The sequence below is a fragment of the Eximiradius sp. genome, from assembly GCA_937127445.1.
Taxonomy (GTDB): domain Bacteria; phylum Bacteroidota; class Ignavibacteria; order Kapaibacteriales; family UBA2268; genus JAKIZO01.
In genome coordinates, this window is sequence record CAKZLY010000002.1 from 1 (window position 1) to 21,956 (window position 21,956).

Annotated in this window: 18 protein-coding genes; 8 read left to right on the forward strand and 10 right to left on the reverse strand. The window is 33.9% G+C overall.

The window, feature by feature from the left end; genetic code table 11:
• Positions 1-167 precede the first annotated feature (167 nt).
• The 6 genes from AC6QZF_RS00080 (at position 168) to AC6QZF_RS00105 (ending at position 6,859) form a co-directional block, all read left to right on the forward strand.
• Positions 168-674 (forward strand): tetratricopeptide repeat protein, encoded by a 507-nt coding sequence (locus AC6QZF_RS00080; protein WP_499797842.1) that lies wholly within the window; start codon positions 168-170, stop codon positions 672-674.
• A gap of 15 nt (positions 675-689) precedes the next feature.
• A complete protein-coding gene (ligA, locus tag AC6QZF_RS00085; RefSeq protein WP_499797843.1) occupies positions 690-2,756 on the forward strand; it encodes an NAD-dependent DNA ligase LigA in 2,067 nt (688 codons plus the stop codon).
• Positions 2,757-2,826: 70 nt separating this feature from the next.
• Positions 2,827-3,909 carry a tetratricopeptide repeat protein gene (locus tag AC6QZF_RS00090; RefSeq protein ID WP_499797844.1) on the forward strand — a complete coding sequence of 361 codons (1,083 nt, stop codon included), beginning with the start codon at positions 2,827-2,829 and terminating at the stop codon, positions 3,907-3,909.
• 106 nt (positions 3,910-4,015) lie between these two features.
• Positions 4,016-5,200, forward strand: a complete 1,185-nt coding sequence (locus tag AC6QZF_RS00095) for a trans-sulfuration enzyme family protein (protein WP_499797845.1) — start codon at positions 4,016-4,018, stop codon at positions 5,198-5,200.
• Between the two features lie 54 nt (positions 5,201-5,254).
• Positions 5,255-6,202: a YbbR-like domain-containing protein gene (locus AC6QZF_RS00100; protein ID WP_499797846.1), complete on the forward strand. Its 948-nt coding sequence runs from the start codon at positions 5,255-5,257 to the stop codon at positions 6,200-6,202.
• A gap of 69 nt (positions 6,203-6,271) precedes the next feature.
• Positions 6,272-6,859: a YceI family protein gene (locus AC6QZF_RS00105; RefSeq protein WP_499797847.1), complete on the forward strand. Its 588-nt coding sequence runs from the start codon at positions 6,272-6,274 to the stop codon at positions 6,857-6,859.
• A gap of 265 nt (positions 6,860-7,124) precedes the next feature.
• On the opposite strand, the gene AC6QZF_RS00110 is transcribed toward AC6QZF_RS00105, so the two are convergent.
• From AC6QZF_RS00110 to AC6QZF_RS00125, 4 genes are read right to left on the reverse strand one after another with little or no spacing between them, the layout of a single operon-like run.
• Entirely contained in the window at positions 7,125-9,125 is a 2,001-nt protein-coding gene (locus tag AC6QZF_RS00110) for an NADH-dependent [FeFe] hydrogenase, group A6 (protein ID WP_499797848.1), read from the reverse strand.
• A gap of 2 nt (positions 9,126-9,127) precedes the next feature.
• Positions 9,128-11,029, reverse strand: a complete 1,902-nt coding sequence (locus tag AC6QZF_RS00115; RefSeq protein WP_499797849.1) for an NADH-ubiquinone oxidoreductase-F iron-sulfur binding region domain-containing protein — start codon at positions 11,027-11,029, stop codon at positions 9,128-9,130.
• Entirely contained in the window at positions 11,013-11,531 is a 519-nt protein-coding gene (locus tag AC6QZF_RS00120; protein WP_499797850.1) for an NADH-quinone oxidoreductase subunit NuoE family protein, read from the reverse strand. The genes AC6QZF_RS00115 and AC6QZF_RS00120 overlap by 17 nt, the downstream gene beginning before the upstream one ends.
• Positions 11,532-11,572: 41 nt before the next feature.
• On the reverse strand, positions 11,573-12,226 hold the full coding sequence (locus AC6QZF_RS00125; RefSeq protein WP_499797851.1) for a redox-sensing transcriptional repressor Rex: 654 nt from the start codon (positions 12,224-12,226) through the stop codon (positions 11,573-11,575).
• A gap of 390 nt (positions 12,227-12,616) precedes the next feature.
• On the opposite strand from AC6QZF_RS00125, the gene AC6QZF_RS00130 reads away from it, so the two are divergent.
• Together AC6QZF_RS00130 and AC6QZF_RS00135 are read left to right on the forward strand one after the other, a co-directional pair.
• Positions 12,617-12,982 (forward strand): PqqD family protein, encoded by a 366-nt coding sequence (locus AC6QZF_RS00130; protein WP_499797852.1) that lies wholly within the window; start codon positions 12,617-12,619, stop codon positions 12,980-12,982.
• A complete protein-coding gene (locus AC6QZF_RS00135) occupies positions 12,975-14,435 on the forward strand; it encodes an aminoacyl-histidine dipeptidase (protein WP_499797853.1) in 1,461 nt (486 codons plus the stop codon). The genes AC6QZF_RS00130 and AC6QZF_RS00135 overlap by 8 nt, the downstream gene beginning before the upstream one ends.
• 155 nt (positions 14,436-14,590) lie before the next feature.
• Here the strand turns inward: AC6QZF_RS00135 and AC6QZF_RS00140 are convergent, their stop codons facing one another.
• The 6 genes from AC6QZF_RS00140 to AC6QZF_RS00165 all read right to left on the reverse strand — a co-directional run bounded on the left by AC6QZF_RS00140 (position 14,591) and on the right by AC6QZF_RS00165 (position 21,949).
• Positions 14,591-15,709 (reverse strand): isocitrate/isopropylmalate dehydrogenase family protein, encoded by a 1,119-nt coding sequence (locus AC6QZF_RS00140; RefSeq protein ID WP_499797854.1) that lies wholly within the window; start codon positions 15,707-15,709, stop codon positions 14,591-14,593.
• Positions 15,710-15,818: 109 nt separating this feature from the next.
• Positions 15,819-17,114 (reverse strand): GWxTD domain-containing protein, encoded by a 1,296-nt coding sequence (locus AC6QZF_RS00145; RefSeq protein WP_499797855.1) that lies wholly within the window; start codon positions 17,112-17,114, stop codon positions 15,819-15,821.
• A 12-nt stretch (positions 17,115-17,126) separates the two neighbouring features.
• On the reverse strand, positions 17,127-17,783 hold the full coding sequence (locus AC6QZF_RS00150; protein WP_499797856.1) for a glycosyltransferase family A protein: 657 nt from the start codon (positions 17,781-17,783) through the stop codon (positions 17,127-17,129).
• On the reverse strand, positions 17,783-19,144 hold the full coding sequence (locus AC6QZF_RS00155) for a T9SS type A sorting domain-containing protein (RefSeq protein ID WP_499797857.1): 1,362 nt from the start codon (positions 19,142-19,144) through the stop codon (positions 17,783-17,785). Before AC6QZF_RS00155 ends, AC6QZF_RS00150 begins: the two co-directional genes overlap by 1 nt.
• A gap of 72 nt (positions 19,145-19,216) precedes the next feature.
• Positions 19,217-19,660, reverse strand: coding sequence for a dUTP diphosphatase (gene dut, locus AC6QZF_RS00160; RefSeq protein WP_499797858.1), 444 nt, complete (start codon positions 19,658-19,660; stop codon positions 19,217-19,219).
• A 36-nt stretch (positions 19,661-19,696) separates the two neighbouring features.
• Positions 19,697-21,949, reverse strand: a complete 2,253-nt coding sequence (locus AC6QZF_RS00165) for an aconitate hydratase (RefSeq protein ID WP_499797859.1) — start codon at positions 21,947-21,949, stop codon at positions 19,697-19,699.
• Positions 21,950-21,956: the final 7 nt, after the last annotated feature.

The following is a 21,956-nucleotide window of genomic DNA, read 5'->3' on the forward strand; positions in this document are numbered from 1 at the left end:
GGCGAAGTGTTAAATACGCTCAAAGAACAAGATGCTGACGGCGGTTATCGCTGGAACTTGCAAGATAGGTTGGGAAATAAGCTTAAACCAGGTGTATATTTGCTCAAAATTACCAATACAGATAATCCAAATGAAGATTATGAAATAAAAAAGATATTAATCAAGCCATGATTTCTAAAATTAAATTATTATTATTATTGACTACTTTCATTGTTGCTTTTTCTTTTGAAAATGCAATCGAAACTTATAATTATGCTGTTCAACATCACAAAAAAGGAAATTTAGATATTGCAAAAAGTGTTTATAATAAACTTCTATCAAACAAGGATACCAATATATCTTTTCGCTCTTCATTTAATTTAGGCTGTATTTATTTAGCACAACATAAATATGACAGCGCAATGAAATTCTTTGAAAAAGCAATACTATTAAATTCATTCAATTATGAAGCAAAATATAACTATGTTTATGCTAAACTGAAGCACCAATCAATCATAAATTACACGCAAAAAACTTCGAATACTGAAACGACAAAATCAACAAGTAATAAAATTGAGGGAAATATTGCATCTGAACAAATTTTAAATGTAGTTAAAGCTAAAGAACAAGAAACTAAAAAAAAGTATTTCAATAACTTACAGATTGAAACGCCAAAAAGTAAAAATCCCTGGTAATTGACGAGGAATAGTATGGAGAGTTTATTTGAAAATATTGATAGTAAAAAAAGGATAGATGAGTTAGTTGATTTACTAAATAAATATAACGAAGCTTATTATCAAAAAAATGACCCACTAATTAGCGATTATGAATATGATAAACTCTATCAAGAACTAATTGAGTTGGAAAGGAAGAACCCCGACCTTGTCAGAACTGATAGCCCAACACATAAAATTGGAGAGGAACCTCTTAGAGAATTTAGACAAATTGAACATAAAATACCTCTTCTTTCACTTGCTAATACATATACGATTGCCGAAATTGAGGATTTTGTTCGCAGATGTAAAGAATCTCTTGAAAACGAAGAAATTACATTTACAGCTGATCTAAAATATGATGGTGCTGCAATTACACTGGTTTATGAAGATTTTCGATTAAAGTATGCTGCTACTCGTGGTAATGGAATAATAGGAGACGATATTACGCAAAACATAATAACTATTAAATCTATCCCTTTGGTTGTAAATAAAGTTATGTACAATAAAACACCATTGAAAAATTTTGAAGTTCGTGGCGAAGTTTATATAAAAGAAAGTGATTTCCTTGAAATTAATCGTCAAAGGGAAGAACAGGGAGAGAAACTATTTGCAAATCCAAGAAATTTGGCATCGGGAACAATCAAAACGCTCGACAGAAAAGTTGTTGCTCAGAGACCTTTGCAAGTTGTGTGTTATCACCTATATTCAGATAAAGTTGAGCTATCAAGTCAATTCGAAAATTATCAGTTAATCAAACAATTAGGTCTTCCAGCAAGCAATTATGTTGAAAAATGTTTAACTTTAGAAGATGTTTTTAATTATATTAACAAATGGAAGGATAAGCGATTTGAACTGGATTTCCAAATCGACGGAATAGTTGTTAAAATAGATAACATTAAACAACAAGAGAAACTTGGAGCAATATCTAAAACACCGCGTTGGGCTATCGCGTTTAAATACCCACCAAACAGAAAAGAAACACTTCTCAGAGATATTACTTTGCAAGTCGGTCGAACAGGTGCTGTAACGCCAGTTGCAGAACTTGAACCGGTTTTTTTGGCAGGTAGCACAATTAGCAGAGCTACATTGCACAATTATGATTACATTCGTGAACGTGACATTCGCATCGGTGATATTGTAATAGTAGAAAAAGGTGGCGAAGTAATTCCCAAAATTGTTGCACCAGTGGTTAAAAAAAGGTCACCTGATATAAAGCCATATATTTTCCCTGAATTTTGTCCTTGCAAAATCAAAAGTAGATTAATTCGTAGCGAAGGCGAAGCAAATTATTATTGTATCGAACCGAGATGTCCTTGGCAATTAAGGCGTAGAATTGAACATTTTGTTAGTCGAGATGCTATGAACATAGAAGGTATGGGAGAAAAAATAATTCAAACTTTAATCGAGAATAACATAATTTTTTCAATTGTTGATATTTATGATTTAACAGAGAAACGAGACAGCTTAATAAGCTTAGAAAACTGGGGCGAGAAGAAAGTTAATAATTTACTAAAAGCTATTGAAAAAAGCAAAAACCAACCATTTGAAAATGTGCTTTACGCACTTGGAATTCGTTTTGTCGGTAAAACTGTCGCTAAAATTTTATGTAGACATTTTAAGAATATTGATAGTCTAATAAGTGCAACTAAAGAGGATATTTCATCAATCTATGAGATAGGCGACAAAATTGCTTCATCTATTTACGATTTCCTGAAAAATTCGTCAAATATTGAAATTATAAATCATCTTAGAAAAATAGGTATAAAGTTTAGTGTTGATAATGATGTTGATAATGATCCGACTAATATTTCTGATAAATTTGCAGGTAAAACTTTTGTCTTTACTGGCGAATTAAGCACAATGACAAGAACAGATGCAGCAAAAATAGTTGAAAAACTTGGAGGACGAGAAACAAAATCCGTTTCAAAAAACACTTCATATGTAGTTGTTGGAGAAAATCCCGGTTCCAAATTCCAAAAAGCAAAAGAATTAAACATTACAATTCTAAATGAAGAAGAATTTTTAAAACTTATCAATAAATCAAATGAGAATTACAACTAACAAAATTAAAATAATTCTATGTCTAATATTTCTATTAATTCCCTCTATCGGGTATTCCCAATGGGCAATAATGAAGAGCGATGCCGATAGCTTAGTTCAATTAGGCGTTGATTATATATATAATGTAAAATTTTTGGATGCTGAAAATTGTTTTAGACAAGTTCAAAAACTATATCCAGAACATCCCGTTGGCTATTTCCTTGATGCAATGGTAGAATGGTGGAAAATTTTGCTGCTCAAAGATGAAACAAAATACGATAAGATATTTTTAAATAAAATTCAGAAAGTAATTGATATAAGCAATACTTTATTAAAAGAAAATCCAAAAGATATTAATGCACTTTTTTTCAAAGCAGGAGCAATAGGTTTTCGAGGCCGGTACTATACACAACGTGAAAGTTGGCTAAATGCAGTAAAAGATGGAGCAGAAGGGTATGATTTATTGATTGAGTGTTTAAAAATTGCACCTGGTAATCACGATATTATGCTTGGAACTGGCATATACAATTACTTTGCGGCAGTCCTACCTGATAAATACCCAATAATTAAGCCTCTCGCTACATTTCTTCCACGTGGCGACCGAGCACTCGGAATTTTGCAACTAAATGCTGCGGCACGTTCAGCAAAATATGCTAATATTGAAGCCAAAGTTGTACTCTTGCAAATTTATTATTCGTTTGAAAATGACATTTACCGTGCAGAAGAAATTATTAATGAGTTATACTCTAAATATCCTGATAATCCTTATTTTCATAGGTATTTAGGTAGAATACAAGTTAGACGTGGTAATTATTACGATTTTGAGCAAACCTGGCGCGAAATACTGAAGCGATGTATGTCAAAACAATTTGGGTATGAACGATATACAGCAAGGGAAGCTATGTATTACATTGGAATAGCGCTTTTTGAACGAGGCGATTACGAAAACGCTTTAAAATATTTCTATAAATGCGATGAAGGTTCACGAATATTAGACAAGAATGGACCATCAGGATTTATGGTAATGGCTAATTTGTATGCCGGAAAAATTTTAGACATTCAAGGTAAACGCAATTTTGCAATTAAGCAATATGAAAAAATATTAAAAATGAAAGATTATAACTCTTCTCATGAAGCTGCTCGCTATTATTTGAATAATCCATATAAAAAATAGTTATTTTATTTTTGATTTTGTTAGTTTATGAATTTAATTAATTTGCTTCCCAAGCAATGATTTGATAATTTTGTAGAATATAATTTCTTCATTACTGGAGGTAGTTTTGAAAAACATAAGAAGCTATGAAATCGAAACACAATGTGTTCACGCAGGGCTCAAAGAAACACAAGAAGGAGCAGTAGTTACACCCATTTATCAAACTTCAACTTTTAAATTTCAAGATGCAGACCATGGCGCAAGATTATTTAAAGGAGAAGAAGAAGGTTATATTTACACTCGAATGAGAAATCCGACAGTTGAAGCAATGGAAAATGCTGTTGCAATACTTGAAGGTGGAGCAAAAGCATTAGGATGTGCTACTGGTATGGCAGCAGTTCATACTTTATTTGCCGCTACTCTGAAATCGGGTGATCATATTATTTGTAGCGAATCTTGCTATGGAGCAACGGCTACGTTGCTTGCAAACATAATGCCCTATTTTGGTATAACTACTACATTTGTTGACACTTCAAATTTAGATGAAGTGAAAGATGCAGTTCAACCTAATACAAAAATGATCTATGCCGAAACTCCTGGCAATCCTACTCTTATTATCAGTGATTTACAAGCCCTCTCAAATATTGCCAAATCAATAGGTGCCAAATTAGCCGTTGATAATACTTTTATGAGTCCTGTGTTGCAAAAGCCATTCGAACTTGGTGCAGATTATATTATTCATAGTATGACAAAATACCTCAATGGGCACGCTGACGTCGTTGCTGGTGTTATTATTCTCAAAAATGAGGAAGAATACCCTCATTTTAGAAAAATATTAAATCATTTGGGCGGCACTATTGATCCATTTAATTCTTTTTTAGTTCATCGTGGATTAAAAACTTTAAAAATTAGAGTGCTGCAACAACAAGAAAATGCTAAAAAAGTTGCAGAATATTTGAATAATCACCCCAAAATCGAATGGGTACGTTATCCTGGTTTGAAGTCCCATCCCCAATATGATATTGCTCAAAAACAAATGAAAGGTCCAGGTTCTATGATTGCTTTCGAATTAAAGGGCGGTATAGAAGCTGGCAAAATATTAATGAACAATATCGAAATTTTCGGGTTAGCAGTTTCATTGGGCGGGGTTGAATCTTTAATCCAACATCCAGCATCAATGACACACGCGGGAATGACCCAAGAAGCAAGAAAGCAAGCAAAAATTACCGATGGACTGGTTCGAATTTCCGTAGGTATTGAAAACGTAAATGATCTGATTAATGCGTTGGATAAAGCTCTTTCGCTCATTTAATAAATTGCTTAAATAAAGGACGTTTAAAAACGTCCTTTTCTATTTTGAGAGCATATGCAAAAAACTAAAAAGAAAGCGTGGTATAAGTCGAAGTCGTTTTGGGGTTCATTGCTTTTTGCAATTGCTCTATGGAGTTATACTTCATTAAATTCAGAATATCAAACTATTGTCGAAATTCCTTTAAAGATAACCTTACCGCCTAATCGAGCATTAGAGAACATCCCACCTGAAAATGTTTTCGTCGATGTTAAAGGAACTGGTTGGAATCTGTTTTATTTAATTTTTCTGAATAATGCAAAGATTTGCAATATTGATCTATCCAGAGAAGCGTATTTGGATAGTATTTACCGAATTAGCAAAATTGACTTACAAAGAAGCTTAAAATATCTTAAAAATGTAAATCCAATTAATGTTTTACCAGAAAACGTACAGTTAATTACTGGAAAAATCGAAGAATATGAAGTATTGGTAAATCCCAAAATTACCATTATCCCACGCGAAGGTTTTATTTTGGTTGGCAAACCTGAAATTGACCCACTGAAAGTGAAGATAAAAGGGAATGATAGAATTGTTTCGAAAATAAATAAGTGGGAGACTGAAAACATATTGTTTGATAATGTAAATTCTCCATTATTTACAAGTGTAAACCTTATTGATACTTTGAAGGGTGTTGTTTCAGTTACTCCCAAAAAAGTAATAATAAAGGCAGACGTCCAACAATCTGCCGAAATTATAATTGATGATATTCCAGTGGAAACTATAAATGGTTCTTTACCTGCTGGACATATCATTCAGCCACCAATTATTTCTGTTGTTATACAAGGAGGAGTAGACGTTTTATCAGAAATTACAAAATTTGATATTTCTGCATTTATTGAATTCGAAAAAATTATTAACGATACAACTGGTATTATAAAACCAGTAATTAATTTGCCTTCCAATGTTTCACTTTTGAGAATTGAACCGCCTTTTCTTACTCATAAAGTAATCACGACCAAATAATTACAAAATATTTAATATTTAGTTTCGTCTAAATATTTAAGTTATGATTATTATTTTAAGAGGCTAACAATGAAAAAATTACTTTTGCTTACATTATTCACATTGTTTTCTTCGGTCCTTGCATTGTTTGCTCAGGATATTTACAATGCAGACACCAAAGAAAGTGTTATTCGATGGGAAGGCAGAAAAATTGTAGGGGGCCATTGGGGAGATGTATTTATCAAAAGCGGTAATCTTGAATTCAAAAACAATAAGCTTTCTGGTGGCAGTTTTGTAATTGACATGAATAGTATAGTTGTATTAGATTTAGATGAAAAAGGAGGAAAATCCAAATTAGAAGGGCACTTGCGTTCTGAAGATTTTTTTAGCGTTGATGAATATCCAACTTCTGAATTTGTTATAAAAGATGTAAAAGATAATAAAAATAATAAATACGAAATTACAGGAAATTTGACAATAAAAGGAATAACCCATTCAATAAAATTCCCTGCTAATATTAATATCAAAAATAATAGATTAGAAGCACGTGCTGAATTCAAAATAGATAGAACTAAATGGGATATTCGATATGGATCCGGAAAATTTTTTGATAATTTAGGTGATAGAATGATTAAAGATGATATTATTTTCAAAGTGAAAATAATTGCAAACAAATAATTAGGGGAAAAACTTAAAGAAGATTGTTTTAAAGTTGCCTTATTTGGCAACTTTATTTTTTCAAAGATAATTATCTTAATGAATAATGGAATTAAAAGCAACTTTCAAAAATAAAATATTTCTTTCGTTATCAAATAATTTCAAATCATATCAAATCATATCTTATAAGAATTTAAATATGCATAACATATTAGTAAATAATAATTGAATAAAAAAAAGAGGCTGCCAAACACAGCCTCCGTTAAGGTAGTATATGGTTATTTATTTAAGCTATTTGAGAAACTAATGCCTCTAATGTTCTGATCGCAGATTCCGCACTGCATTTTTTTATTAATTTATCACCTACTGTGACGCTTGGACCTTCATCACAATTTTCCATACAGAAATTGGCTTTTATATCTACAACATCAGTTAAGTTATTTTGTTCAACATAATTAATTAGCTTCTTCAATATTTCCTGTGAACCTTTAATAAAGCAATTTGTACCAACACATACACTAACCTGAAGTTTAGAACTATCACTTGTGATTAATTCCATAGCACCTTCTTTAATACGCTTTTTACTCTTATATTGAGTATGTAATAGATGATGAGCAACTTCGCTATTGGGTTCTTTGAGAATATTTTTATATAAATCAGCAACATAAGGATTTTCTTGGGATTTATGCAACTGCAACATTTTATCACAATCATAGATACCTTTTGTTCTGTTATTACGCGTCTCTTCGTCGTAATAAACAGGTTGCCCTGCACCACCAATACAACCACCAGGACAAGCCATAACTTCAATTAAATCATAGTGCTTTTCACCGTTTTGAATTTGTTTAACAATATTTTTGGCGTTTTTAAGTCCGTGAATTATACATAAATTAATCATTTGTCCATTGATTTGGATTGAAGTTTCCCTAATTGCATTTTTTCCTCGAACTTCTTTGAAATCAACATTATCCAGAATTTGTCCGCTAATTTTTTCGTATGCGTATCTGAGCACAGCTTCTGAAACACCACCTGAATTTCCGAATAAAACGCCTGCACCAGTTTTGAAACCAAGTGGTAAATCGAATGCTTCTGGTGAGAGATTTTCGAATTTTATTCCTACTTGCTTTATCATATTTGCAAGTTCTTGAGTTGTAAGCACATAATCAACATCTTGAAGTCCATCAGTTGAGAATTCTGGTCTGCGTGCTTCTACTTTCTTTGCTGTGCAAGGCATTATTGAAACAACAACAATGTCCTCACGTTTTTTACCTAACAAATCAGGTAAAATTGATTTCGCAATTGAGCCAAACATTTGTTGTGGAGAACGGCAAGTAGATAAATTATGTAAATATTCGGGGAAGTATTGTTCTACATATTTAACCCAAGCGGGACAGCAAGAAGTAAACAAAGGTAAGTTTTCGTTTTTAGTTTTTCTCTCAATAAATTCGTTGGCTTCTTCAATTACTGTTAAATCAGCTGTAAATGAAGAATCAAATACTTTGTCGAAGCCTAACATTTTCAATGCTGCTATCAATTGTCCAGTAACAATTGTTCCGGATTTGTAACCAAATTCCTCGCCAATTGCTACTCTAACAGCAGGAGCAATTTGTGCAACTACTACTTTTGAATTGTCCTCTATAGCTTTCCATACTTCAGCAACTTCTGATTTTGGAACTATCGCACCAGTTGGACAAACTCTACTGCATTGCCCGCAATCAACACAATCTATATGAGAAAGTCCTTTCCCAAAAGCGGGTGATACAACTGACTTTGCACCACGGAATGCAAAATCAATTGCGCCAATACCTTGTATTTCCTCACAGGCTCTAACGCAATCACCACAAAGAATACATTTATTTGAGTCGCGAAGAAGTGCATGAGAAGAATTATCGACTGGTAATTGTTCTTGATTACGCTTAAATCTAATTTCTCGAACACCTAATTTATACGCTAATTCTTGCAACTTACAATTATTGTTTTTTGCACAAGTTGGACAATCGTGATTGTAGCTTGCAAGTAGTAATTCTATATATATCTTACGCAAGTTTCTTAATTGTTCGGTATTAGTTCGGACTTTCATTCCAGATTCAGGAGCTAATGAACAAGACGCTTGAACACCTCGCCCATCAACTTCGACAACGCATAATCGACAAGCACCGTAAATACTAAGCTCTGAATGGTAGCAAAAAGTCGGGAGGTCTATGTTTTCTTTTCTAATAACTTCTAATAAATTTTTCTCACCATTAAATTCTACTGCTTTACCATTTATTTCTAAAGTCTTTTTCATTTTTACACTCCTACAATTGCATTTAATCTACAAGTTTCTAAACAAGCACCGCATTTGATGCACAATTCTTCATTTATATAATGTGCTTCTTTACGAACACCGGAAATAGCATTAACCGGACAAACTTTCACACATAATCCACAGCCTTTACATTTTTCTGGAATGATTTGTGGGCTGAGCAATGCCTTACATTGTTTAGCAGGACACTTTTTTTGAATAACGTGTGCTTCGTATTCTTCACGAAATTGTGTCATCATCGAAAGTACCGGATTAGGAGCAGTTTTGCCAAGTCCGCACAAAGAACCTTTTTGCACCGCTTTTGCTAATTCTTCCAGAATGTCCAATGTTTCTCCTGTTGCTCGTCCTTCAATAATATCTTCGAGCAATGCAAGCATTTGCTTGGTTCCTTCTCTGCAAGGAATACATTTACCACATGATTCATTTTGAGTAAACTGCATAAAGAAATGAGCCATTTTGACCATACAAGTGTCTTTATTCATAACAACCAACCCACCGGAACCGACCATCGCACCAATACCACTTAATGAATCGAAATCAAGCGGCATATCCATATGTTCTGTTGTCAAACAACCTCCAGAAGGGCCGCCAATTTGCACAGCTTTAAGTCCATTACTGGAAATTGTTCCATCTGATAAAGTTACACCGCCACCAATATTATAAACTATTTCGCGAATAGTAGAACCAAATGGTACTTCTATCAACCCAGTATTTGCAACGTGACCAGTCAAAGCAAAAGTTTTTGTACCGGGAGAATTTTCCGTACCACAGCTTCTAAATTCTTTTGCTCCATAGAGAATAATTTGCGGAACAGATGCCAACGTTTCAACATTATTTATCACTGTTGGTTTACCAAATAATCCAGATTGAGCAGGGAATGGTGGTTTGGGCTTTGGCATACCTCTTTTCCCTTCAATTGAGGACATTAAAGCGGTCTCTTCCCCGCATACAAACGCACCTGCGCCTTCCATAACGTGAAGTTTGAAATTAAATCCTGTGCCCATAATATTTTCGCCAAGCAGTCCAAGTTCTTCTGCTTGTTTAACGGCAATTTTAAGCCTTCTTACAGCGAAAGGATATTCAGTACGAACATAGATATATCCTTCGTCAGCACCTATCGCTTTTGCAGCTATTATCATTCCTTCAATTACAGAGTGTGGATTGCCTTCCATCACACTTCTATCCATAAACGCGCCTGGATCACCTTCGTCACCATTGCATATCACATATTTTTTTTCAGACTTTTGAATTCTTGTTAATTCCCACTTACGACCTGTTGGAAAACCTCCTCCTCCTCTTCCGCGAAGTCCTGCATAAGTAATTTCTTCACAAATATCTTTGTCCGTCATTTCAGTTAATGCTTTGAATACTGCTTGATAACCATTTTTTGCAATATATTCATGAATGTCAGAAGGATTAATATGTCCACACAAACCTAAAACTTTTCTTGACTGACGATTGTAGAAACGAATATCTTGCGTATGAACACAATGCTCACCAGTCAATGGATCAACGTATAACAATCTATCGATTGGTTTCCCTAAAACTAATGTGTGGTTAACAATTTCTTGCACATCTTCTACTTTAACTTTGACATAATGAATACCATCAGGCTCTATAGTTACAAGAGGTCCCATCTGGCAGAAACCCTGGCAACCGCTTTCAGAAACTAAAATTTTACTTTCATTAGATTCTTCCATTTTTAATTCAACTATACAGTCAATTCCAGCTTCTTTTATTTTCTTTACCAGCTGATTGTAAATTTTAAGTGAACCATTGGCAACACAACCAGTTCCAGCACAAACAATCACTCTTTTTTTCAATATGTTACTGCTATTATTGTATTTTACTGCTATTTCTTTTAATTCATCAAGCGACTTGAGCATTGTTATTCTCCATAGTTATTATTTTATCAATAATTTCAACTATTGTTTGCGGATTAACCTGCGAATAAACATCTTCATTAATAACAACGACAGGTGCCAATCCACAGGCACCAAGGCAGGAAACTTTTTCCAAAGTAAAAAGCAAATCGTCAGTAGTATGTTTTTTATCATTAAGTCCAAGCTTTAATTCAATTGCCTCAACAACAGGATTAGAACCTTTGACGTGACATGCAGTACCATCACACACCTTAATCACGTATTTGCCTTTGGGTTCTAATGCAAAATGTGCATAAAATGTAGCGACCCCATAAAGCTTAGCTGGGGAAATATCCAGCGAAGAAGCAACAAATATCATCACATCTTCTGGCAAATACCTATATTCTTCTTGTATGGTTTGAAGAATTGGTATTAGTTTAGTAGAATCATAATTGTAACTTTTTAAGATTTCGCATACTTTTTCAAATTTACGGACAGGCAAAGAATCCCCGTTGTGCGAACTCATCACACTTTCTCCAATTAATTTTCACAAAAAATTATTTTTTATTATAACAATGTTTGTTTATAAACAGATAGTTTCCTTGTTAACACAGCCAAAGATTGAGAGAACTGAGCATTCTCAACTATCACATTTTGGGGAACTTTAATTTGCATCGGAGCAAAATTCCAAATAGCAACAATTCCTCCTTTTAGCATGATATCCACGCATTCTTGCGCGGCTTTCGCTGGTACAGTAAGCACAGCTAAATGAATTTTCATCAACTGAGCTAACACTGGTAATCTGTCAATACTCAGCACCTCAATACCGTGGATTTTTTGTCCAACTTTTTCCGGGTCATTATCAAATGCAGCAACAAAATTTAGCCCGTAGTCTTTGAACTGTTTGTAGCCTAACATAGCAGTGCCTAAACTACCAGCACCTATTAAAAATGCATTTTCATAACGGTTCCAGTTAAGACATGTTTGAATAGCATTGATTAATGAATTGACATCAAACCCAGTTTTTGGCTTGCCAATAATATTAGTATATTGAACATCTTTACGAACTTGTGTAGAATCCAAACCAAGCTCGTTAGCAATAAATGTTGATGACACACTTTTCACACCCTGTTCTTTCAAATTTAGCAGTAGATGTAAATAGTGTGGAAGCCTTCTTAAAGTAGGCTCAGGAATTACAACAATGTTTTTTTTAGTTAACATTTTACAGCTCCTTTAATCAGTAATGCTGTATTGATAAAATATTATCGATACAAAATTAATGAATTATTTTATCATAAACAAACATTTTCTCGCTTTTATTAAAAATCACACACATTTTTTATTTAATTCATAATTTTTGATTAATAGATAGATTTAATTGAACTGTTTTAAAAACAGAAAATTTAGATATACTACAAATGAATTATTGATATTAAATTATATAAATTAACGAAACAAAACAAGAAATATTTATCAATAAAAATCAAATAATTGACCGTTGGAGAATACTCATTAATCATTTTTATTCTCTACTTACAATACCTTTTTTTATTTTTTAGTCTATTCTTTTTTAATTATATTTGAGCATTAATATAATGAATGATATTATTTATGTTTAAAAGAAGAAATGAAATCAATCTATTAGAGTTAACACCGACAAAAAATCATCCTCACGAGGTTAATGAAGATGGATTAGTAGATGTATTAGTTCCTCGTTTTAAAAGCACGTTTATGCAAAAATTCATTCCAAAAGGAAGAAGTTTATATATACGTGCAAATCTGGACGAAATTGGCTCAAAAGTTTGGTGCTTAATTGATGGAAAAACAAAAGTCTATGAAATTGCCGAATGCCTAAAAAATGATTTTGGAGACAAAGCAGAACCTATTTATCCTCGACTTAATTTATTTTTGACTCAATTGTATCATAATGGTTTTATACATTTTATAGAATTAAAAAAAGGAGAAAAAAATGTCTAAAGTACTGAGCAATTTGAAACCAGAGTTAGTGTGGAAATACTTTGAAGAGATTACTCAAGTTCCTCACCCTTCTAAAAAAGAGGAAAAAATTAGAGAATATATGATTAATTGGGCAAAATCTCTTGGTTTTGAATACAAAACCGATGCTTTTGGTAATCTCGTTATTAAAAAACCCGCCACTCCTGGCATGGAAAATCGTAAATCTGTATGCATACAAGGTCATCTTGATATGGTTTGTGAAAAAAATAGTGATGTTGAATTTGACTTTGATAACGACCCACTAAAAGTGTATATTGATGGTGATTGGGTAAAAGCTGATGGGACCACTCTTGGTGCAGATAATGGTATCGGAATTGCTATGGGAATGGCTTTGATGGCATCAAATGATATTGAACATCCAGTATTAGAGCTTCTCTGCACATTGGACGAAGAGACAGGTCTTACAGGGGCTATTCAATTAGGCACTGATTTAGTAACTGCTGATATATTAATTAATCTCGATTCAGAAGATGAAGATGCATTTACAATTGGATGTGCGGGTGGATTAAATACTTCTGGTATTTTTAAATATGAAGCCGAAGAAATCCCCTCAAATCATTCGCCTTTTAAATTATCACTGAAAGGTTTGCGTGGAGGACACTCAGGTATTGAAATACACGACGGACGTGCTAATGCTGCTAAACTGTTATCACGTTTTTTATGGAATGCGATCCAAAAATTGCCGATAAAGTTTGTTTCATTCAACAGTGGCAACAAGCACAATGCTATCCCTCGCGAAGCTTTTGCTACCGTACTAGTTCCCAACGAAAAAGTTGATGAATTCAATAATTTAATAAACGAATATAAAGCCATCTTTAAAAAAGAATATGCGACAAAAGAGCCTAATCTGGATTTCTTCTATGAGGATGCTGAAATGCCAAATAAAATTCTTAGATCTGAATTAGCATATAAAGTACTCTCCTCATTTGTGGCAATGCCTCACGGTGTAATCAGAATGAGTCCTGATATTTCTGGACTTGTTCAAACATCAACTAACTTTGCAATTGTCGAAACAAGAGAAAATGAAATTTATGTTTTGACTTCTCAGAGAAGTTCAGTTGAATCCGAAAAAAGATTTGTTGAAAATATGGTTTATGCAGCCCTTGAATTGGGTGAAGCAGAAGTCTCAACTGGAGATGGCTATCCAGCCTGGGAACCAAATGTAAATTCTGAAATTTTAAATGTAGCAAAACAAGTTTATAAAAGCGTTTTAGGCAAAGAACCTAAAATCGAAGCCATTCACGCTGGTCTTGAATGCGGGCTTATTGGTGAAAAATATCCCGGTATCGATATGCTATCCTGTGGCCCAAATCTTCGTGATGTTCATTCTCCTGATGAAAGAGTTAGCATCTCATCTGTTCAAAGAATTTGGAACTTCCTTGTTGAATTAATTAAGAATATTCCTCAAAAGTAATAATCGAAAAGCGTTAGGCTGTCTCAAAAGGACAGCCTTTTTTATATTCTAAATCACCTTTTCCAAAAAAATTTGCCATTAAAAATTGCAAAAATATCAATAAAAATGGGACGCTTTTAAAGCGTCCCATATAGAAGTGACTAATGCTAAATAATTTACAATCTTTCTGCAATAGCTTTGCCCATTTCTAAAGTTGTATTGCTACCACCCATATCATAAGTTTTCACTTTGCCTTCCGCTATAACTTCGGCAGTTGCTTTTTCAATACGGTCAGCTAATTCTTTTTCTCCAAGCCATTCAAGCATCATTTTCCCAGCTAAGATAGTAGCAATTGGATTAACTTTATACATCCCAATATATTTCGGAGCAGATCCGTGTGTTGGCTCAAATACCCCAAGATTTTGCCCAATATTACCAGAACAGCCGAAACCTAAACCACCTACCATTTGAGCACATAGATCGGAAATTATATCTCCGAAAAGATTTGGAGCAACCAGAACATCATAATTATTCGGATTTTTCAGCAGCCACATTGTGATTGCATCAATATTTGCGTCATCCATTTCAATTTCTGGGAAGTCCTTGTGAACTTGGTGAGCAGTTTCAAGAAATAGTCCATCAGTAGCTCTCACAACATTAGCTTTGTGAATCACAGTAACCTTTTTTCTATTGTGTTTACGAGCATATTCAAAAGCAGCACGAATGATTCTATCGGAACCTTTTTTTGTATTTATTTTGCAAGAAATAGCAAAATCATTCGCATCGAGATTTGCAAAGGCTCCAAATGGCCTGGATAATTTTGTTAGTATATCTAATAATTCTTGTGGGACAGGATGAAATTCTACACCCGCATAAAGGTCTTCAGTATTTTCACGAAATACAACTAAATCAATATTATCTCGATAATTCAATGTATTGCCTTTATAAGCTTTGCATGGACGCAAACAAGTATATAAATCAAAAAGCTGACGCATTCTAACAATTGGGGAACGGTACACCAAGCCTTTTCCTTGTAATTCAGGGATGAGTTCAGCTTCGGCTTGCTTTACGGGTTTAGAAGTAATAGCACCAAACATAGCGGCATCAACTTCTTTAAGCAGATCAATTGTTCTTTGTGGAAGAGCATCGCCTTCTTTGCACCAAAATTCCCATCCGATATCGCCGTGAATATATTCGGCATTAAAGTTTAATTTGTCGAAAACAATTTGTGTAGCTTCTAATACCTCTTTTCCTACACCGTCTCCTGGTAACCAGGCAATTTTGTAACGCTTCATAACTAGCTCCTATATTTTTTGTTGTTGAGAAAAAAATTTGTGAAGTGTAATATACATTTTTTTCTTTTCAAATAAAAGAAAAATTGAGCGAGAAGAGAAGATATAATAACTAATTCTTATAACGATATTTTTCTATAACTGAGATTGGTCTGACTAAACGAAAATCTCCAAATCCAGTATTATCAAGGAAAAGGAACTCCCGATTATCTGTATAAATCCAGCGTTCGTAAACTCGTCCATCACTCATAGGATTAGACCTTTCAACTGAAAATGGTTGCCCAAAAATAATATAAACCATACCTCTATCAGTCAGCCAACCTTCTGTATATGAACGGAAATTATCATTAGCATAAGCAATACGTAAATAATATTGCTCAAAAGCTTCGTTACGTTCTGTATTGGGCGTTGGATCTAACAATTTCCAAAAATCATTGAAACGTCTAAATTTCTCATCTTCTGTTTTTGCAGAACGGATGTAATTAATATCGTCAGAATTTGCGACATACCTCAACTGTCTAATTGCTTTATCCAGATCGTTTAAAATAAAACCACTTAAACGAGTGATTGATTTCATAGAACGCTGAGCAACTGCAAGTATATCCTCTATTTCATAATCATCAGAATTATTCGGCTTTAACGCTAATAATCTCAAAGTATAATTATTCCTTGAAATTTTAGCAGGTTTCTTCACACGAATAAATAATCTATTTGTTCCAATTTCAATCTCTTTTTGAATTTTAGAACCTTGCTCAATCAGTTCGTCATTTTCAAATATTTGATATAAAAAATCAACCTTCTGGTTTAAATTCGAGTAATATTCAAAAAAAACGAAAAAGCCTTCTCTTAAACTGCCAATATTGTCTGAAATATGAGGTGTAATTTTCCATCGTCCTTTATCTTCCTCAATAGAACTAACTAATAACAAACTACTCATAACATTGTCAAATTTTGTAAAATCAACGACGCTTAAACTTCGCGATTGAGAATATTCAGTCTTGGAGTTTTCATCTGTAAGAATTGCTTTAATTTGGTAGTTCCCAGGTACTAATAAAAATTGCAACTGCCGAACATCGAATTTGGCTGTTGCACCTTGAGCTATATTGTAGTCTTTTTCAACGAATACTCTGTCGTAATTTTTCGATGCAACAGCATTACCAAGAGAATCATAAGCTGTTAAGAAAACAGTGATTTTAGAGATAAAATTATCTTCAAATTTGACAAAAGTTAGCGATTGGTATGGCACTAATACATAACAATCAACTCTAGCATAGTTTGCCGTATCACCTTTGAAAATCACAGCATCAAAGAAAAAAGCTTCTGTTCCATCTTGAATTTTTGACAGTTGAGAATGTAGTGATTGACTAATGATTGACAAGAAAATGAAAAATAATAATAATCTATACATAATTTCTCCGTTCTAACCTTGAATAGATTGGGCAAAAAGCTTAGAAATTGAATCGTTCATATCTCTATGATAGATATATGTTCTATATTCAACCGATGCCACACAATAATTCTCTTCAATTGCTCTTTTAGCAAAATCAGTATCATCACCATATTTGATATTTCTAAAGCCACCAAGATTAATTGCGACGTTTTTCTTAACAAAAAAAGAGCCACCCACATAGCATTCATCTATATGTTTCTGCTTTGAATTATCATAAAAATCCACAACATAAGGGTAGCCAATTATCTCGACACCTCCATAGAGAAGGTCAACCTCAGGATGTTGCAAAAGAATGTTACGCCTAAGTTCCAAATGATTGTTCTTATATTCATCATCGGAATCCAGAAAAGTGCAATAAATCCCTGAAGAAGATAGAATCCCAACATTTCTCGAAAGTGGCAATCCTTTATTTTTATGAAATAGATAACGTATCCTTATATCACTGAAATACTTGGAACAAATATCAAAAGTATTATCTTTCGAACCATCATCAACTATAAGAAGCTCCCAATCCTGCTCTGTTTGATTAAGGACGGAATTTATTGCTCTATCAATAATATAACCTCGATTATAAGTTGTAAGAATAACCGAGAAAAAAGGAATTCTATTATTCTTATAAATGAACATCAACGTCTAATAACAAATTTTTCACTCAAAATCTGGTTATCGAATTGTAGTTGTATGAAATATAAACCAGATTGATAGTCGGTAGCATTCCAATCAAACGAATTTTCCCCAGCATTAAAAAAAACATTTGTTAATTTATAAATCTCTTGCCCAAATGAATTAAATATTTTAATAGTGCAGTTTTGAGCGTACGGCAAATTAATTCGAACATTTAGAATATCATTAGCAGGTTGTGGAGAAATGGACAAAATTTTAAAGTCTGATTGTCGCTGACTATCATTGACACTTGTTTTAAGATAAGTGGATTTGAATAAGCCTTCATTATGCACACCTGCAAAAATCATAAAACCAGCCTCAGCCGTATCCCAGTTAGGTATCATAACTGTTCTAACAGATTTATTTTCTGGCAAACCATTATTAAATGCTTCGAAATAATGTCCATAAATAGAAGAAACAAGAACTCCGGCATTTCCAGCTGCAGCAGCAACAAGATGCGGGAAACGCGGATGTTCAGCAAATTCAAAAATTTGATTGCCTGCACCAGTAAAATATTGCCAGGTATTACCGGTATCCAAGCTTATATATATTCCTTTCCCAATACTCGAACCATCAACAGTTAACGAATCCACTCCACATAGCACAATAGATGAGTTGATTGATGACGGTAAAATAGATAGCACACGTAACCCTTCTAAACCGCTGCTTTCACGTATCCAGGTTCGACCATTATCGTATGACCTCAGAACTCTACCTTGTGATGATGCATCTCCCGAGAGAAATAGGAGATTAGATATTTTCGAAAAAGCGACAGAACGAGTTTCAACACTATAAGATGACAAATTGCAAGTAATGAAATCATTATCTGAATAAACAAATCCTTCACTTGTATTAATGGCAGCAGCAACGAAGAATTCATTTTCATTAATAATTTTTGAAGATATGCGGTATAATTGATTGGAAGATTCGCATAAAATATCTTCACTCCAATCTTCTCCACGATTTGTTGATAATAACACCCCACCACGAGTAAAATGTCTCACTGCGGCAAACCATTTATTAGGATTTTTTTTAGACTGATATATATCGTACACAGAGCGTTCGTTCAATTGATATTTTGTAAATGTTTTTCCAGAATCAACACTTTCTTGGTAACCATTACCAATAAATGGAAATTCAATGTTTTTTTGAAGAATATCGGTAGGGAAACCACTTGAAGCAACTATAATTCTATCCGGTTCATCAGTTGGAGAAAAAATTTTGTTGATGTAGGGATTAACACCATCTACTTTTATCCAGTATTGAGCAAATGATAATGAGTTTGCAATAATGAGCAAAACACCTACAAGCATAAACTTTTTCATATTCAATCTCAAAAATTAATAAACAACTCTTGTAATATAGCAAAAAGTTGTCATTAATTAAAAAAGTTTAATTTACATACCCGTACTACCAAATCCTCCATCACTTCGAGAAGTGTGGGGAAGTTCCTCGACCAGTTGAAATTCAGCCTTTTCGTAACGAGCAATTACTATTTGAGCAATTCTATCACCACGATTAACCACAAACGGTTCATTTCCGAAATTCGCCAAAATAATTTTTATTTCGCCACGATAGTCACTATCTATTGTTCCAGGCGCATTCAATGCGAAAACACCAAACCGAGCAGCCAATCCACTTCGCGAACGCACTTGTGCTTCGAATCCATCTGGTAAAGCCATCGCAATAGAAGTTGGGATAAGTACTGTTTGATGTGGAAAGATTGTAATTGGTTCCTCTATTGCCGCATAAATATCCATTCCAGCTGAACCTGGAGTTTGATATGTCGGTAAGGGTAAATCACTATATTGATTATCTAAACGTTTAATTTGAATTTTCATCTTTTATCTAAAATATTCAACATAAAATTTATAGATTTACTTAATCAAATTTAATGCACTTCCGGCTTTGAACCATTCAATCTGCTGGACGTTATAAGAATGTGCTACTTCGAAACTCTCTGTACTACTGTCTTTGTGATGAAGAACAACTTTTAAAGGTTTGTTCGGAACAAAGTCCTTTAGTCCAATGATGTCAATAGTATCGTCCTCTAATATTTTATTATAATCATTTTTATCAATAAAAGTAAGAGCGAGCATACCTTGTTTTTTCAAATTTGTTTCGTGAATACGTGCAAATGATTTAACTAATATAGCTTTAATTCCCAAATATCTTGGTTGCATAGCAGCGTGTTCCCGAGAAGAACCTTCACCATAATTTTCATCACCTACAACAATTGAACCAATACCAAGCGATTTATAATAACGCTGAACTTTTGGAACTTCATCATATTCACCAGTAATTTGATTTTTGACATAGTTAGTTTTATCATTAAAGAAATTAACAGCACCGATAAGTGTGTTTTTCGATATGTTATCTAAATGGCCGCGATATCGCAACCAAGGACCAGCCATAGAAATATGATCTGTAGTGCATTTTCCTTTAACTTTAATTAGAAGTCTTAATCCAAGAAAATCGTTTCCATCCCACTTTTCAAAAGGAGGGATAATTTGAAGCCTCTCTGAATTAGGATTGATGATTATTTCCAGGTTGAAGCCATCTTCGGCCGGTGCTTTATACCCATTTTCAATAACGTCAAAACCCGATGGCGGGAATTCGATTCCTTCCGGTTCTTTAAGAAAAACTTCTTTGCCATCAGCATTGACCAACTTATCTTTCATAGGATTAAAATCAAGCCGACCAGCAAGCACAAAGGCTGTAACAATTTCCGGTGAAGCTACAAAAGCGTGAGTGTTTGGATTTCCATCATTTCTTTTTGCAAAATTTCTATTGAATGAGGTAATTATGGAATTTTTCTCTTGCTCCTTAGCATTTAGTCGTTTCCATTGCCCAATGCAGGGGCCACAAGCATTTGCAAGCACTACCCCACCAATTTGTTCAAACATATTTATGAACCCATCTCGCTCAATTGTATATCGAATCATCTCAGAACCAGGAGTTATCGTAAATTCGCATTTAGCAGATAATTTGTTATCAATAGCTTGTTTGACAATCGAAATCGAGCGAGCGATATCTTCGTAAGATGAATTAGTGCAAGAACCTATTAATCCAGCAGAAAGCTCGATAGGCCAACCATTCTTCCTTACTTCTTCAGAAAATTTTGAAATAGGATTAGCCAGATCAGGTGAAAAAGGACCATTAATATGCGGTTCCAGTTCGGATAAGTTAATTTCAATTACTTGATCAAAGTATTTCTCTGGGTTTTGATAAACTTCGTCATCGGCTGTTACACATTCAAGCATAGAATTACAGTAGTCAGCAATTTCTTCTCTTCCAGTAGCCATTAAATATTCACTCATTTTTTCATCATAACCGAAAATAGAAGTTGTTGCACCAATTTCTGCTCCCATATTACATATGGTTCCTTTGCCAGTAGCAGATATGGACTTGGCACCATCCCCAAAGTACTCTAAAATATATCCGGTTCCACCTTTTACAGTAAGAATACCAGCAACTTTAAGTATCACATCTTTTGCAGAGGTCCATCCCGACAACTTGCCAGTAAGTTTAATCCCAATTAGCTTAGGGAATCTTAATTCCCACGGCATACCAACCATAACATCCACTGCATCAGCTCCACCAACACCAATAGCGACCATTCCAAGACCACCAGCATTAACAGTATGCGAATCAGTTCCAATCATCATACCACTTGGAAAGGCATAGTTTTCAAGAATTACTTGATGAATGATTCCTGCCCCAGGCTCCCAGAAACCAATCCCATATTTATTAGAAACGGATTCAAGAAAATCGTATACCTCTTTATTTGCTTCAAGAGCAGATTCTAAATCTTTTTTAGCTCCGATCTGAGCTAATATCAAATGATCGCAATGAACGGTTGTCGGTACTGCTACTTTATTTTTCTGAGCTTGCATAAACTGCAAGAGAGCCATCTGAGCGGTAGCATCTTGCATCGCTACGCGATCAGGAGCAAATTCAACATAATCGACACCTCGTTCAAATTCTTTGATAGAATTAATATCGAACAAATGCGTGTAAAGGATTTTTTCAGTAAGAGTAAGTGGTCGCTTAATTTTTGATTTTACAATCTGAACTTTTTCCGCAATTGAACTATAATGCTTACGAAGCATATCAATATCGAGTATCATAACACAC

Bases quoted from the DNA above. Each gene is read 5' to 3' on its own strand.
- AC6QZF_RS00125 (WP_499797851.1), bottom strand. From the start codon at position 12,226: ATGTTAACTAAAAAAAACATTGTTGTAATTCCTGAGCCTACTTTAAGA.
- AC6QZF_RS00145 (WP_499797855.1), bottom strand. From the start codon at position 17,114: ATGTATAGATTATTATTATTTTTCATTTTCTTGTCAATCATTAGTCAA.
- AC6QZF_RS00165 (WP_499797859.1), bottom strand. From the start codon at position 21,949: ATGATACTCGATATTGATATGCTTCGTAAGCATTATAGTTCAATTGCG.
- AC6QZF_RS00150 (WP_499797856.1), bottom strand. From the start codon at position 17,783: ATGTTCATTTATAAGAATAATAGAATTCCTTTTTTCTCGGTTATTCTT.
- ligA (WP_499797843.1), top strand. From the start codon at position 690: ATGGAGAGTTTATTTGAAAATATTGATAGTAAAAAAAGGATAGATGAG.
- AC6QZF_RS00135 (WP_499797853.1), top strand. From the start codon at position 12,975: ATGTCTAAAGTACTGAGCAATTTGAAACCAGAGTTAGTGTGGAAATAC.
- AC6QZF_RS00140 (WP_499797854.1), bottom strand. From the start codon at position 15,709: ATGAAGCGTTACAAAATTGCCTGGTTACCAGGAGACGGTGTAGGAAAA.
- AC6QZF_RS00155 (WP_499797857.1), bottom strand. From the start codon at position 19,144: ATGAAAAAGTTTATGCTTGTAGGTGTTTTGCTCATTATTGCAAACTCA.
- AC6QZF_RS00080 (WP_499797842.1), top strand. From the start codon at position 168: ATGATTTCTAAAATTAAATTATTATTATTATTGACTACTTTCATTGTT.
- AC6QZF_RS00115 (WP_499797849.1), bottom strand. From the start codon at position 11,029: ATGCTCAAGTCGCTTGATGAATTAAAAGAAATAGCAGTAAAATACAAT.
- dut (WP_499797858.1), bottom strand. From the start codon at position 19,660: ATGAAAATTCAAATTAAACGTTTAGATAATCAATATAGTGATTTACCC.
- AC6QZF_RS00090 (WP_499797844.1), top strand. From the start codon at position 2,827: ATGAAGAGCGATGCCGATAGCTTAGTTCAATTAGGCGTTGATTATATA.
- AC6QZF_RS00105 (WP_499797847.1), top strand. From the start codon at position 6,272: ATGAAAAAATTACTTTTGCTTACATTATTCACATTGTTTTCTTCGGTC.
- AC6QZF_RS00110 (WP_499797848.1), bottom strand. From the start codon at position 9,125: ATGAAAAAGACTTTAGAAATAAATGGTAAAGCAGTAGAATTTAATGGT.
- AC6QZF_RS00120 (WP_499797850.1), bottom strand. From the start codon at position 11,531: ATGAGTTCGCACAACGGGGATTCTTTGCCTGTCCGTAAATTTGAAAAA.
- AC6QZF_RS00130 (WP_499797852.1), top strand. From the start codon at position 12,617: ATGTTTAAAAGAAGAAATGAAATCAATCTATTAGAGTTAACACCGACA.
- AC6QZF_RS00100 (WP_499797846.1), top strand. From the start codon at position 5,255: ATGCAAAAAACTAAAAAGAAAGCGTGGTATAAGTCGAAGTCGTTTTGG.